This is a genomic window from Actinomadura darangshiensis (genome assembly GCF_004349235.1).
GTDB lineage: Bacteria > Actinomycetota > Actinomycetes > Streptosporangiales > Streptosporangiaceae > Spirillospora > Spirillospora darangshiensis.
In genome coordinates this window covers 16,435-30,762 of the sequence record NZ_SMKY01000088.1, presented here as the reverse complement: position 1 = coordinate 30,762, position 14,328 = coordinate 16,435, and the positions used below count along the sequence as shown (strand labels likewise).

13 protein-coding genes are annotated in these 14,328 nt (G+C 73.8%); 10 read left to right on the top strand and 3 right to left on the bottom strand.

Features of this window, described 5'->3' with window-relative positions:
• From E1293_RS20265 to E1293_RS20225, 9 genes are all read left to right on the top strand, one after another.
• Window positions 1-1,084 (top strand): exonuclease/endonuclease/phosphatase family protein (locus tag E1293_RS20265; protein ID WP_207938968.1); only part of this gene is annotated, 1,084 nt, incomplete at its 5' end.
• Window positions 1,081-2,031: a DUF6772 family protein gene (locus E1293_RS20260; RefSeq protein ID WP_132199004.1), complete on the top strand. Its 951-nt coding sequence runs from the start codon at window positions 1,081-1,083 to the stop codon at window positions 2,029-2,031. The genes E1293_RS20265 and E1293_RS20260, both read left to right, overlap by 4 nt.
• Window positions 2,032-2,045: 14 nt before the next feature.
• A complete protein-coding gene (locus E1293_RS20255; protein WP_132199003.1) occupies window positions 2,046-2,390 on the top strand; it encodes a hypothetical protein in 345 nt (114 codons plus the stop codon).
• A 14-nt stretch (window positions 2,391-2,404) separates the two neighbouring features.
• Complete coding sequence (locus E1293_RS20250) at window positions 2,405-3,922, top strand: ABC transporter substrate-binding protein (protein WP_132199002.1); 1,518 nt, start codon at window positions 2,405-2,407, stop codon at window positions 3,920-3,922.
• A 16-nt stretch (window positions 3,923-3,938) separates the two neighbouring features.
• Window positions 3,939-4,994, top strand: a complete 1,056-nt coding sequence (locus E1293_RS20245; protein WP_132199001.1) for a LacI family DNA-binding transcriptional regulator — start codon at window positions 3,939-3,941, stop codon at window positions 4,992-4,994.
• Window positions 4,994-5,920, top strand: coding sequence for an ABC transporter permease (locus E1293_RS20240; RefSeq protein ID WP_132199000.1), 927 nt, complete (start codon window positions 4,994-4,996; stop codon window positions 5,918-5,920). Before E1293_RS20245 ends, E1293_RS20240 begins: the two co-directional genes overlap by 1 nt.
• A 49-nt stretch (window positions 5,921-5,969) precedes the next feature.
• Entirely contained in the window at window positions 5,970-6,848 is an 879-nt protein-coding gene (locus E1293_RS20235; RefSeq protein WP_132198999.1) for an ABC transporter permease, read from the top strand.
• A 25-nt stretch (window positions 6,849-6,873) separates the two neighbouring features.
• Entirely contained in the window at window positions 6,874-7,908 is a 1,035-nt protein-coding gene (locus tag E1293_RS20230; RefSeq protein ID WP_132198998.1) for an ABC transporter ATP-binding protein, read from the top strand.
• A complete protein-coding gene (locus E1293_RS20225; protein ID WP_132198997.1) occupies window positions 7,905-8,924 on the top strand; it encodes an ABC transporter ATP-binding protein in 1,020 nt (339 codons plus the stop codon). The genes E1293_RS20230 and E1293_RS20225 overlap by 4 nt, the downstream gene beginning before the upstream one ends.
• On the opposite strand, the gene E1293_RS20220 is transcribed toward E1293_RS20225, so the two are convergent.
• The 3 genes from E1293_RS20220 to E1293_RS20210 all read right to left on the bottom strand — a co-directional run bounded on the left by E1293_RS20220 (window position 8,921) and on the right by E1293_RS20210 (window position 13,886).
• Window positions 8,921-9,553: a TetR family transcriptional regulator gene (locus E1293_RS20220; protein ID WP_132198996.1), complete on the bottom strand. Its 633-nt coding sequence runs from the start codon at window positions 9,551-9,553 to the stop codon at window positions 8,921-8,923. The two genes, E1293_RS20225 and E1293_RS20220, sit on opposite strands and share 4 nt — an antisense overlap.
• A 111-nt stretch (window positions 9,554-9,664) precedes the next feature.
• A complete protein-coding gene (locus E1293_RS20215) occupies window positions 9,665-12,559 on the bottom strand; it encodes a M36 family metallopeptidase (protein ID WP_243716343.1) in 2,895 nt (964 codons plus the stop codon).
• A 187-nt stretch (window positions 12,560-12,746) separates the two neighbouring features.
• Complete coding sequence (locus E1293_RS20210; RefSeq protein WP_132198995.1) at window positions 12,747-13,886, bottom strand: NAD(P)/FAD-dependent oxidoreductase; 1,140 nt, start codon at window positions 13,884-13,886, stop codon at window positions 12,747-12,749.
• 82 nt (window positions 13,887-13,968) lie between these two features.
• Between E1293_RS20210 and E1293_RS20205 the strand changes: the two genes are divergently transcribed.
• Window positions 13,969-14,325, top strand: coding sequence for a helix-turn-helix domain-containing protein (locus E1293_RS20205; RefSeq protein ID WP_132198994.1), 357 nt, complete (start codon window positions 13,969-13,971; stop codon window positions 14,323-14,325).
• Window positions 14,326-14,328: the final 3 nt, after the last annotated feature.

Below are 14,328 nucleotides of genomic sequence, written 5' to 3'. Positions count from 1 at the left end.
TCCCGCCCTCCGGACCCTGACCGCCGCCCTCGCCGCCGCGGCCCTGCTCGTCCCCGCCGCGAGCGCGCAGGCCGCGCAGAATGCGCGTCCCCACCGCGAGCTCGACCTGCGGATCGCGACGTACAACACCTGCGGGCACGGCTGCCTGCCGACCGAGCAGGAATGCGTCGACACGATCGGGCGCGACTGCGCGACCAAGCTGGCCCCCTGGGCGGACGGGCGCGCGGCACGCGTCGCCGACGACGTCGTCCGGGCGAGAGCCGGAGTGGTCGTCACCCAGGAGATCGGCAACAACGCGACGCCGACGCAGCCCGGCGTCGACGTGGAGTCGTTCCGGGCACCGCTGACGAAGGCGATGCGGGCCCGCGGCTACCAGGAGGCCCCGGCCGACTACGCCGGGACGAGGCACCCGCAGGAGGGCTACCCGCTGAAGTCGGGCGCCGGCCGGTTCACCTACTACGACGCACGCCGCTTCTCCCACCTGGACGAGCGCGGAAGGCCCCTCCCCCACGACCTGCTCTGGCTGCCGGACTCCACCGAGATCTACGGCAAGACGATGACCTGGAACACCCTGCGCGACCTGCGCACCGGGATGCGGTTCGTGGTCGTCGACATGCACCTGGAGTACCGCAAGAACGGCGCGACCGACCCGAACGGCTGGACCAAGAACTGGGACGAGGTCCGCTACCTCGACGCCACCCGGACCGCCCGGTACCTCACCCGCGACAACCCCTCCACGCGGCGGCTGCCGATCGTGTTCGCCGGCGACATGAACTCCGCGTCCAAGGAGGACGGCCACAGCGCCTACGACGCGTTCGCCGACGCGGGCTACGCCGACTCGTTCGAGTCCGCGCCCGCGAACCGGCGGGCGAACGAGGAGTACGCCTCGTTCAACGGCGGCGAGATCCCGCTGCCCGAGTCCCCGGACAAGATCGACCACATCTTCGTCCGGAACGGGACGCGCGTCCTGCAGTGGACGCTCGTCCCGCAGACCGCCGCGCAGGCCGGCGAGCCGCGCGACCTGCTGCGGTCCGACCACAACATGGTGCACGCCACCGTCAGGATTCAGGAGCCCACTCGATGACCGAACCCGCGAGCGAGCGGTCCCTGGCCGCGGAACTCCGCCGGGCCGACCCCGCCCTGTCCCGCTTCAACCCGCTCGACCGGATCCTCGTCCACGACGACTTCAACACCGGCACGCACGGCTGGATCGAGCTGCTCGGCAACTACGACGGGCACGGGAACCTCGACACCGTCGACGACCACATGCGCGACTTCCGGCCGCCGCAGCTCAGCTCGTGCAACTTCTTCGACGTCGGCACGCACGGCGCGATGTCCGGGACGTACGCGCTGAAGGTCGCCACCCGCCCGCTCGCCGGGCACACCGGCGTCGCGATCCGCCGGCTGACGATGGCCGGCCGGGGCCGCGTCCAGTTCGAGGCGTACCTGACCTTCAAGACGGAGGCGGCGTCGGAGGAGAACCAGGCGGCCGGCAAGGCGGGCGCGGGCCCGTGGGACGCGAACCTGCACCCGTCCGAGCAGCAGTTCGGCGCGTTCACGATCGCGACCGACATCTGCGACGGCGTCCGCTACCACTGCGTCGCGCGGTACCTGAACACCGACGTGGAGAACGGGCTGCGGCGCGAGTGGGTGTACCCGACGGTGCCGGAGCCGACGCCGCGCGAGCACTTCGAGGGCAAGATCAAGCTGCCGCCGACGGCCGACTTCACCGCCCCCGACCCCGGCGACTGGAAGCCGTTCGGCGGGCCGCAGGAACTCTGCTACAACGAGGTCCCGACCAAGGTGAACTGGCACTACGTGCGGTGGGTGATCGACACGAGCACGCGGTCCAACGTCGAGCTCCAGGTGAACGACACCGTCCACGACATGCGGGACGTGCCCGTCCCGCCCTACGACGAGGAGTACGGCTCACTGCAGAACCTGCTCAACTTCTACGTCTCGGTCAGGACGCACACCGACGTGCGCAACTTCCTGTACCTGGACTCTGTACTGATCTCGGTGGACTGGTGAGGAGCCCCGGCAGCATGCGCGAGTCGTTCACGGCCGTCCTGGAACGCAACCGCACCCTGGCGGGCGAGTTCGCGACGGAGCCCTACGAGGCGGCGTGGGCCGCCGAGGCGCGCTGGTTCGTCCGGACGCTGGAGCGGACCGGGACCGGCACCCGGATGCGGGTGACCACGCAGGTCTCCCCCGACGGGCTGCACTGGTGCGACCTCGACGCCGAGCGGGAGGTGGCCGGCGACCTGGCCAGCTGGGAGTCGTCGGGGTTCGGCGGCTGGCTGCGGCTGAAGGGCACCGTCGAGGGCGGCCCGGACGCCGGGGCCGAGGCGGCGGCGAAGGTGATGATCTACCTCGCGCTGAAGAGCTGAGAGGAGGAGCCGTCATGGACGTGCGCAGGCGCGAGTTCCTCGCGCTGGCCGGCCTGGCCGCGTCGGCGGTCGCCGTGGGCGGCTGCGGCGCGGCGGGCGGCGCCGGGGCCGCGCCGGACGGGTCGCTGCGCGCCGCGTTCGGGCAGCCGGTCACCGACCTGGACCCCTACAACGCGGGGACGGCGGTGGACGAGGCGTCGCTGATCGTGAAGCGGCTGGTGTTCGACACGCTCGTCCGGTACGAGGGCGAGAAGCTCGTCCCCGGCCTCGCGACGTCGTGGAGGCGGACGAACGACACCACGTGGGTGTTCGAGCTGCGGCCCGGCGTCCGCTTCCACGACGGGAGCCCGCTGACCGCGCGGGACGTCGTCGCCTGCGTGGAGCGGACCAAGGCGGTGAAGTCGGCGCAGTCCGCGCTGTGGGCGGCGGTGAAGTCGGCGCGCGCGGACGGCGACCACCGGGTCGTGTTCGTGACGGACGGGCCGCAGGGCACGCTGCCGGTGAACCTCACGCTGCTGTTCATCGTCCCCGCCCGGCTCGTCGCCGACCCCGCGCAGAAGCGCCGCCCGGTCGGCTCGGGGCCGTTCCGCGTCACCGGGTTCACGCCGTCGACGAGCGTGGAGCTGGCCCGGTTCGACGGGTACTGGGGCGGCCGGGCCGGGCTGCCGGGCATCTCGATGCCGTTCATCGCCGAGACGTCCAGCGCGATCACGGCGCTGCGCAACGGCGACGTCGACCTGCTGTGGCCCGTCCCGTCCGACCAGCTCGGCGAGGTGAAGGGGCAGCGCGGCGTCAAGGTCGAGACGGTGCCGAGCTGGACGTACTACCTGGCGTGGTTCAACTGCGGGCGCAAGCCGTTCACCGACCCGCGCGTCCGGCGGGCGATGGTGCAGGCCCTCGACATGGAGGAGATCGTCGGGAAGCTGTTCGGCGCGGGCGCCGAGCGGATGCGGGCGCCGATCCCCTCGACCGTGTTCGGGTACGCCGAGCAGCCGCCGTACCCGCACGATCCGGACGCGGCCCGCAGGGCGCTGCGGGACGCGGGGCTCGGCGGCGGCTTCGAGACCACGATGATGTGGTTCGACGCGACCGGCCCGCTGGCCCGCGAGCTGGCCCAGTCGATGATCTCGGCGTGGGACGGGATCGGCGTCAAGGTCGCCCCGCAGAGCATCGAGAAGGCCCAGTGGCTGCAGCGCCTCAACACCCTCGACTGGGACATGGAGCTGCAGACCAACACCGTGACCACGGGCGACGCCGCGTTCACGCTCGGGCGGCTCTACACGTCCAAGGCCGACCGGATGGGCTACAAGAACCCTGGGCTGGACAAGGTGCTCGCCGAGGCGGGGCAGTCCGCCGACCCGAAGCACCGCGAGGAGCTGTACGCGCAGGCGTGCAAGACGATCTGGGACGACGCGGTCGGCGTCTTCCCGGCCACGCTCACCACCGCTTACGGCCTGCGGTCCGCCCTCACCGGGTTCACCGCCGCCGCGAACAACCAGCCCGACCTGTCCACGGTCAGGAGGACCCCATGACACCGCGGAGCACGAGATGACGCCGCGCCGCAGGGCCACCCTGCGCGACATCGCCGCCGCGCTCGACCTGTCGGTCAACACCGTGTCCCGCGCCCTCGCCGGCAAGGACGCGGTGAGCCCCGAGACCCGCGAGCGGGTCCGGGCCGAGGCGGAGCGGCTCGGGTACGTGCCGAACACGATGGCGCGGTCCCTGGTGCAGGGCAACGCGATGACGCTCGGCCTCGTGATCACCAACCCGTCCAACCCGTTCTACGCCCGGCTGATCAGCGCGATCGAGGAGCGCGGGCGGGTGCACGGGTACGCGCTGATGCTGATGGTCACCGAGGACAGCGTGGACAACGAGCGGCGCGTCGTGGACGAGCTGATGCGCTGGGGCGTGGACGGCGTCCTCGCCGTGCCCGTCCAGCACGGGTTCGACCACTGGGAGCGGCTCCGCAAGTCGGGGACGCCCGTCGTCCTGCTCAACCGCGGCCTCCCCGGGCTGGAGACCGACCTCGTCGGCGTCGACTACTACGACAGCGCCCGGCAGGCCACCGAGCACCTCCTGGCCGGGGGCGCCCGCGAGCTGTACCTCGTCGAGGAGGACCTGGACATCTCGCCGGTCGCCGAGCGCGTCCGGGGGTTCCGGGCGGTGCTGGACGAGCAGGGCGTCACGGTCCGCGACGACCACATGGTCAAGGTGCCGACGCGGCGCCGCGAGGCCAGCTCGCAGCCGTGGGACCCGGTCGACTCCTACGAGATCGGGCGGGACCTCGCCGCGCGCATCGGGCCGGGCGCCGCGGTCCTGGCGGGCAACGACTACTTCGCGCTCGGCGTGTACCGGGCGTTCACCGAGCACGGGCTGAGCGTCCCCGGGGACGTCCGCGTCGCCGGGCACGGCGACCACGCGTTCGCCGCCTACCTCGCGCCGCCGCTCACCACCGTCCGGCTGCCGGCCACCGAGGTCGGCGCCATGGCGGTGGACCGGCTCCTGGAACGGATGTCGGGCGAGTCCGAGGCGGGCTCGCCGCAGCGGACGCTGCTGCCGGCGGAGCTCGTCGTCCGCACCTCCACCATGGTGGGAGGCCGCTGATGGGACGGTTCCTGCTCAAGCGCGCCGGCCAGGCGCTCGTCGTGGCCTGGGGCGCCATCACGCTGGTGTTCGTCGTCGTCCGGGTGGTCCCCGGCGACCCCGCGACGCTGATCCTCGGCCCGGACGCGAGCGCCGCGCAGCTCGACTCCGTCCGCGCCGACTTCGGGCTCGACAAGCCGCTGTGGCAGCAGTACCTCACGCACATGGGCGAGGTGCTGCACGGCGACTTCGGCGACTCGTGGCGGCTCGGCGGCGGCGCGATGGGCGCCACCCTCGACCGGTTCCCCGCCACCCTGGCGCTGGCCGCGCTCGCCCTGCTCATCACCCTCGCGGTCGGCTACCCGCTGGGCATGCTGTGCGCGCGGCGCCCCGGCAAGATCCTGGACCTGCTCGTCTCGACGGGCTCCCTGATCGGCCAGGCGGTGCCGTCGTTCTGGCTGGGCATCGTGCTCATCCTGCTGTTCGCCCGGCAGCTGAACTGGCTGCCGAGCACCACGGGCGGCGGCCCGGCGGCGGTGATCCTCCCGTCGGTGACGCTGGCGCTGCCGTTCGTCGGCTGGCTGGCCCGGCTCGTCCGGAACGGGGCGCTGGAGGAGACCGGCAAGGACTACGTCCGGACGGCCCGCGCCAAGGGCACCGGCGAGGGCGCGGTGATGTACGTGCACGTGGCGCGCAACATCGCGCTGCCCGTCGTCACCGTCCTCGGGCTGCTGATGGGCAACTTCATCGCCAACGCCGTCATCGTCGAGGTCGTCTTCTCCTGGCCGGGCATCGGCTCGCTGATGGTCGACGCGATCACCAACCGCGACTACGCGGTCGTCGAGGCCGCGATCGTCACGATCACGGTGTCGTACATCGCGCTGAACCTCCTGGTCGACGTCCTGTGCGTCGCCCTCGATCCCAGACTGACTCCGGAGTCGGCATGAGCGAAGCGAACCAGGGGGCGTGGGGGATCGTCCCCCACAAGGAGGAAGCATGAGTGCCATCGCTCCTGTTGCGATCACTGCACCCGAGGTCCGGCGGCGCAGGAGGCTGCCCGCGCGGGCGTGGGCGGGGATCGGGATCGTCGGCGTGTTCGTCCTCGCGGCCGTGCTCGGGCCGCTGCTGATGCCCTACGACCCGGTCGCGACGGACCTGCCGCACCGGCTGCTGCCGCCCGGGTCCCGGCTCGGGGACGGGTCGGTCGCCTGGCTCGGCACCGACCAGGTCGGGCGGGACATGCTGACGACGCTGCTCGCCGGCAGCCGCGTGTCGCTGCTGGTCGGCACGGCCACCGTGCTGATCGGCGGCGCCGCCGGCCTGGTGGTGGGGCTCGTGTCCGGCTACTTCGGCGGCTGGGCCGACACCGTGCTGTCGCGCTTCGGGGACATGCAGCTGGCGTTCCCGTCGATCCTGCTGGCCATCCTGATCGCCGGCGTGCTCGGCCCGAGCGTCACCAACATCGTCATCACCCTCGCGGTGACCCGCTGGGTGATCTTCGCGCGGGTGGTGCGGGCGTCCGCGCTCGCGACCCGGGACCTGGAGTTCGTCGACTCGGCGCGGGTCCTCGGCGCGGGCAGCGCCCGGATCCTGTTCCGGCACGTGCTGCCGTCCTGCTGGCAGCCGCTGCTGGTCGCCGCGACCGTGCAGATCGGCCTGGTGATGGTGGCGGAGGCGTCGCTGAGCTTCCTCGGCCTCGGCATCCCGCCGGACCAGGCGTCGTGGGGCGCGACGGTCTCGGCGGGCCGCGACTACCTCGGGTCCGCCTGGTGGATCTCCACCATGCCGGCGATCGCGCTGGCCGCCGTCGTCACCGCCGTCGGCATCGTCGGCGACGCGTTCCGGGACCTGGCCGACCCGCGGGCCCAGCTCTGATGGCGCACGTTCCAGAGAGGCGCACATGACCGTTTCAGCCGTCCACCCCGCGCAGCCCCCGGCCCCCGGGGACGTGGCCGCCGAACTGCGCGACGTCCACATCGGATTCCGGTCGGGCCGGGACGTCACCCCCGTCGTGCGGGGCGTCGGCCTGCGGCTGCGGCGCGGCCGGGTCCTCGCCCTGGTCGGCGAGTCCGGCAGCGGCAAGAGCCTGACATCGCTCGCGCTGATCGGGCTGCTGCCGCCCGGCGCCGAGGTCACCTCCGGCAGCGTCGTCCTGGACGGCGCCGACACCGGAGGGTTCTCCGCGCGGCGGTGGCGGGAGGCGCGCGGCGACCGGGTCGCGATGATCTTCCAGGATCCGATGGCGGCGCTGAACCCCGGCTTCGCCGTCGGGCGGCAGATCGCCGAGCCGTTCCGGCGGCGCCTGCGCCTTCGCCGCCGCGAGGCGCGGGAGCGGGCGGTCGCGCTGATGCGCGAGGTCGGCATCGCCGACGCCGAGTCCCGCTACGGCGACCATCCGCACGAGTTCTCCGGCGGGATGCGGCAGCGGGCCGTCATCGCGATGGCGCTGGCGCTCGGCCCGTCCGTCCTGCTCGCCGACGAGCCGACGACCGCGCTGGACGTGACCGTCCAGGCGCAGATCCTGCGGCTGCTCGCCCGGCGGCAGCAGGAGGCCGACCTCGCGACGCTGCTGGTCTCGCACGACCTCGGCGTGGTCGCGCGGGTCGCGCAGGACGTCGCGGTCATGTACGCGGGGCGGATCGTCGAGCGGGGCCCGCTGGACGACGTCTACACGCGTCCCTCCCACCCGTACACGCTCGGCCTGCTGGAGGCCATGCCGGACGCGCGGGACGGCGGGCGCCTCAAGCCGATCAAGGGCGTCCCGCCGGACCCGCGGCGCCCGCCCGGCGGCTGCGCGTTCCACCCCCGCTGCCCGTTCGCGACGGACGTGTGCCGCGACGAGGACCCGCCCCTCGCCGAGGACGGCGACCGCGCCGTCGCCTGCCACCACGCCGACGAGGTCACCGCCTCTCGTGAAACCGAGGAGCCCCGATGACGGCCACCGCGCAGGAGACAGAGGTCGTGCTGAAGGTCAGCGGACTGGAGGCCGGCTACGAGCGGCCCGGCCGGTACGGGTTCGGGCGGCGGCGCGTGCCCGTCGTGGCGGGGATCGACCTCGCCGTGCGGGCCGGGCGGACGCTCGGCATCGTGGGCGAGTCGGGCTGCGGGAAGTCGACCCTCGCCCGGGCCATCGTGGGGCTGCGGCCCGCGTTCGCCGGGTCGATCGAGTTCGCGGGCGCCGACCTGGCGTCCGTCCCGGCCCGGCGGCGGCGAAGGATGAGCCGCGACCTCCAGATGGTGTTCCAGGACCCCTACACCTCGCTGAACCCGAGGATGACCGTCGCCGCGGTCATCGCCGAGGGCTGGCGCGTCCATCCCGGGATCGTGCCCCGCGACCAGGAGGACGCGGAGGTCGCGCGGCTCCTCGGCCTCGTCGGGCTCCGGGCCGAGCACGGCGCCCGGCACCTGCACGAGCTGTCGGGCGGCCAGTGCCAGCGCGTCAGCATCGCCCGCGCCCTCGCACCGCGGCCGAAGCTGATCGTGTGCGACGAGGCGGTGTCGGCGCTGGACGTGTCGATCCGCGCCCAGATCCTGAACCTGCTGGGCGACCTGCAGTCGGAGCTGGGGGTGGCGTACCTGTTCATCTCCCACGACCTGGACGTCGTCCGGCACATCGCGCACGACGTCGCCGTCATGTACCTCGGGACGATCGTCGAGCACGGCCCCGCGGCCGACGTGTTCGGCGACCCCCAGCACCCGTACACGCGGGCGCTGCTGTCGGCGGCGCCGTCCGTCCGCGACCGCCCGGACGACGGCGTGCAAGAGATCGTGCTGCGCGGGGAAGTACCGTCACCGACCGCGCCGCCCACCGGCTGCCGTTTCCGGACCCGCTGCTACATGGCCGCCGAGGTCTGCGAGCGGAAGGTGCCGGAGCCGGTGCCGCGGGACGGCCTGCCCCAGTCGGTCGCCTGCCACTTCGCCGACTCCGCCGGCACCACGGCGCCGGGCTAGTCCTGGGCGGCTCGGGCATCGGACGCGGCGGCGGGCAGCCCGCCGAGGACGAGGTCGACGAGGCCGTCCACGACGGCCTCCCGCGGCACGTCCCCGGCGTGGTCGAGCCACCAGTCGCCCGCCGTCTGCACCATGCCGACGATCGCGTGCCCCCACACGTAGGCGCGGGTCCGGTCCGTCATCTCGCCCTCGGCGATCATCACCTCGGCCAGCTCCCGGCTCACGTCCCGGATCATCGTGCTCATCGCGCTGTGCGTGGCGGTGTCCTCGGCGCTGGCCCGGTGCATGAGGAACCGGTAGAGGTTGAGGTTCTTGGAGATCGTCGCCAGGTAGGTGTCGATGGTGGACCGGGTGCGGTCGCGGATCGGGTCGCCGCGGGAGAACTCCTCCCGGATGCCCTCGATCAGCCGGCGCGTGTGCCGCTCGGCCAGCGCCTGGTAGAGGCCGCTCTTGTCGCCGAAGTGCCGGTACAGGATCGGCTTGCTGATCCCCGCCTCGGCCGCGATGGCGGCCATCGACGCCTCCGGCCCCTCCCGCTGGATGACCCGGTCGGCGGCCTCCAGCAGGGCGCGGCGGCGGCCGGGGTCCCGCCGCGATCCGGTCCCCGGCCCGCCCGCCGCACTCGTCATGGACAGCACGGTATCCGGGGTGTTACCCGGTGACAACACCGGCTGGCCTGCACGGGCGGCGCGAACGAGGGCGGGGGCGGTAGGGCCGCCCCCGCCTCTCCCCGGCCGGGCCTACCGGGCGAAGGCCTGGAGCTCGGCCGCCCGGACGACACCGGCCAGCGGGCTGGCGGTGCCGCAGTCGGTCCGGGACCGCGGATCGTTGTCCTGCTCACCCTTGTACGCCGGTGCACCGGTGCACTGGCTGGAGACGGCCTGCAGCCGCAGGTGCGTCGCCTTCACGTCCCGCAGGTTGAACGAGCGCAGGGTGATGTCGGGCGCCGTCGGCCGCGGGCGGTCGGCGGGGAACGCGTCGTCCGGGCTGGTGTAGACGGTCCGGTACGAGGCGTCCTGCGAGCAGTCCGCCCTGGTCGCGTCGCAGGCCAGCAGCCGGAAGGCGCGCAGCGCCGTGAACCGGTTCTGGCTGCCGCCCGCCCCCTCCGGGTCGCCCGCCGCAGCCGGCCGCAGCATCGCGCTGACCTGCACCCGGCCGACCCTGACCGGGCGGTCGCCGGCGAGGTCCACGGTGACCTGGCGGCCTGCGGCGGGGCCCTGCACCGACTGCCAGTTCGTCGCCTCGGTCTCGTCCAGCAGCGCCGCCTGGGACGCGCCGTCGCCGGTGACGGACGCACCGTTCACGGCCGCCGCCTCGTTCCGGGACATCCGGACCGTGAGGGCCCGCTGGGACGAGCGAATCGTGGCGGTGAACTTCTTGTGCCCGAAGCCCTCGCCCACGGCGACGAAGGAGTAGCGGCCGGGCGTGATGGCGAAGGTGGCGCCGAGCGGGGTCGCCGGGTCGGTGTCGGCCACCGGGACCGACCTGGCCTCGTAGTCGCCCACGTACAGCCGGACCTTGCCGTTCCTGGCGTCACCGCTGGGCTTGAGCGCGACGCTGGCGTTGCGCGACATGGGAGAGGCGAAGCTCGGCGCCGGGTCCGCGTCGGCGGAGCCGTTGCTGGCGGCGTCCTCCCCGAGGCCGCGCCCGGCGAAGACCTTCCACATCATCTCCTGGTCCCGGCCGCCGAAGCGGACCGCGTCGGCCGCGAGCAGGGCGTCGCGGTGGTCGACGTAGCTGACCGCCCCGCTGGCCATGAGCAGCAGCGCGTCGAACGACAGCTGCGCCCACCTCCGGTTGCCCGGGCATTTCGCGACGGGCACCTTGCCGTCGGCGCACGCGCGCTGCAGCGCGGCGCTCCCGGAGCCGTACCGCCGGACGAACGCCTGGCGCAGGTCGTACTGGGCGGCGACCCAGATCTCGGCGTCGGCGTGCACCTCGGTTCCGGTCAGGTCGTAGCCGATGTCGCCGTAGTTCAGCGGGCTCCGGCTCATGTCGTAGTTGCGGATGCCGGTGCGCTGGTCGCCGGTGACGTAGGCGCCGGTGACGTACGGCGTCCGGCCGGGCGGGCGGATCCCGTACTCGCTGAGGTACTCCATGGCGAACAGGTCCGAGGTGCCCTCGTTCATGGCCCCGGCCTGCGCACCCCGCCACCCGGCGTCCGGTCCGGCGATCATGCGGCCGGAGATGCCGTGGCTGTACTCGTGCCCGATCACGGTCATGTCGTAGTCGCCGTCCACGCACGGCGGGTAGAACCCGCCGGCGACCGGCTGCCACAGGTACATGTTGCTGATGCCCGGGATGCCGTCGGGCGGCGTGATCTGGTTGGCGTTGTCGCGGATCGCGGCGAACCTCGCCCCGGCCTGCGCGTTGCCCTGCTCGGGGTCGCCCCCGAGGCCGCCGCGGTCGCCGTTGTCGGCCTGCATGTTCCAGGCGGACTCGGTGTAGCCGAGCCGGTAGGACCAGTCGTGCATGCGGTTGTGCTGCACGAACAGGTTCGAGATGGCCGCCTCGACGTCGGCCTCCTGCGGGCTGTCCATCGTCGCCGGGTCGCACTTGCTCTCGTACCACTGGTTGGTCCAGGGGTAGGAGTAGTTGCGGTCCGGCTTGGGCGCGTTGGCGCGCGTGCCGACGGTGAACGGGTCGTCGCTGGCGCGGTTCTCATGGGTGCGGGCCGCGTTCCCGAGGCTGGTCGCGGTCGAGGCGCCGGTCGCCGGGTCGGCGTCCCAGGGCCGTCCGCTGGACGGGTCACCGCCCACGACGGACCGGCAGCCGCGTGCGGGCGCGTAGCACCAGACCTGCCGGGTGTCGCGGGACGAGTAGTCGCCGCGCGGCGTGGCCGGGAACACCGCCCAGCGCGGGCTGTCGCTGTCCTGGTCGACCAGGTTCTCCCGCACCAGGACCTTGCCGGTGCGGGCGTCGACATAGGACGTGACGGCCTTGGGCTCGGCACCGGAGGCGTCCATGAGCGTGACCTGGTAGGCGCTGCGAGCGCCCTCGGCCGTCGGCACCGCCACCAGCCGAGCCTTGCGCTCGTCGCCGGCCGCGGCGGTGATGCCCGCGTCCCGTCCGGCGGCGGCCACGGCGTCCTTCTTGGAGAGCGTGGCCGGGGCGGGGGCCGCGCCGTCGCGGGAGAGCGTCGAGCTGACCGAGACGACCTCGCCGCCGGTCACGCCGAGCGCGACCAGGCCGTCGTAGCCGGCGGGCAGGTCGCCGAAGCGCTGCCGCAGCAGCACGGCGGCGCCGTCGCCGATGGGGTTGACGGCGACCTTCTCCAGCGCGCCGACGGCGGCGGCGTCCAGGCCGAACAGGTCCCGGTGGTCGGTCAGGTACGTGCGCGCGGTCTTCTCCGCGCCGCCGGGCAGGCCCTTGGCGAGCGGTCCGGCGCCGGTCACCGAGGCCGGCGTGCCGAGCTTGTTCCACCGCACGGTCACCCCGCGGGCGGCGCCCTGCTGGCGGCTGGTGGGGGCCAGTGCGCCGGTGCGGGCGTCCTTGTCGGGGAGTCCCGCCTGCCCGCCCGGAGGCCGGGGGCCGGACGGCGGCGGTTCGGCCCTGCCGGGGACGGCGAAGCCTAAGGTGAGGAGCGTTCCCGTGACCGCCAGCGCGGTCGCGGTGGTCCGGCGGGTCCTGGGCACCTTTGCCTCCTGGAGGCGGCGGACGACCCCGTCTCGGGATCGGCCGGGTGATCACCCGGCCGATGTTGAGACAAGCACCACCCCAGGGGTGCAACCATGGCGATTCACGACGTTCAGGACACCCGCACGAGCGGCGACCTTCGCCGTTGACAGGGCCCGCTTCGCGTGGATTTCGAGCCCAGGCACCTCACCACCCGGCGCGGGGACCTCCCGCCCGGTCCGGCCGGTGGGCGTCGAGCGCTGGCGACATGTGGCCGTGGACCTCCTGGTCGACGAGCACGGCGAGGTGGGGAGCGAGCGTGATGCCGCTGTGGGTGACGGCCGTGTACAGTCCCGGCCGCTGGAAGCCGACGAGCGGGTACCCGTCGGCGGGCAGCGGGCGGACGCACCGCCGCACATCGGCGATGTCCGCGGTCAGGCCGGGGACCAGCGCACGCGCGCGGGCGAGCAGTTCGGCGCCGACCGCCTGGACCAGCGCCGGGGAGGCCGACTCGTCGACACCGGCGTCCAGGTCGACGGCCTCCAGGACGAGCCCTCCGCCCTCCGCCGGCCGGGCCGACAGGCCAGGGGCGTGGACGACACCGTTGAGGCCGCCGTGCGCCGCGGTGGTGGCGGCGACGAGGCAGGGCGCGGCCGATCCGGGCTCGGACGGGTCGACCAGCGGAAGGGCGACGCCGGCGGTCGCCAGGAGCGCGGGGCTGTGCCGGCCCGCCGCGCAGACCGTGAGGTCGGCGTCCAGGTCCCGGCCGTCGTCCAGGCGCACGCCGGTCACGCGGTCCCCCTCGGTGTTGAGGCGGACCGCGCGGCGGCCGGTGACGAGGGCGGCGCCCGATTCACGGGCGCGTCCGGCCAGGGCCCGCGCGGCCGGCGCTCCGTGCACGTAGCCCTCGCCGGGGTAGTGCGCGATGAGCGCGCCCTGCGGAGCCCGGACGTTCGGTTCGAGCTCGCCCAGCCGGTCGGGCCCGATCAGCCCCGCGGGGTAGCCGAGGCCGGCGAGCAGGGAGACCCGCTCGGCCAGCAGGTCCCTCTCCTCGCCGGTGACCGCCCACGTCGTGTTGCCCGCCGGCCGGTACCAGCCCGGGTCGCCGAACTCGGCGGCCAGGTCCCGCCAGGCGGACAGCGCCGCCGTCCGCAAGCGGTGGTAGGCCGGGTCCTCGGGGTCGTTGGCGTTGAACCAGGCGTAGCTGGTGCCCGAGGTCCCGGCGCCGGGCTCCCGCTCCTCGACCACCGTGACCTCGTCCTGCGCACGTCCGCCGGGTGCCGGGCGGGTGAGACGGTCCGCCAGTGCGGCGCCGATGATCCCCGCGCCCACGACCACTATCCGCATGCCGCCAGGATGACACCGCCCGCGGTTCTGCGGTGGGCGGAATGTTTAGGGCTCGCGGACGGTGCCGACTTACGATGACGCCATGGCCGAAACAGCACGACCGCTCACGCCCGTCGACGACACCCCGGACGCACCGGCCGAGACGCGCCGGGCGGCGGAACCGCTGTGGCGCGACGCGCTCGGCCGGTGCCTGCGGCGCCTGCGCCTGGAGCGCGGCGAGATCCTGACCGAGACCGCCCGCCGCGCCGGGGTCTCACCGCAGTACCTCTCCGAGATGGAGCGCGGCGTCAAGGAGCCGTCGAGCGAGATGATCGCCGCGGTCGCCGGCGCACTGGACGTGACGCTCGCCGATCTCACGCTCGAGATCGCGACGGGGCTCCTGGCCGCACCGGCCGCCGCCGCACCGGCGGGCCCGACCGCCTACGCGCTGGCCGCCTAGGCG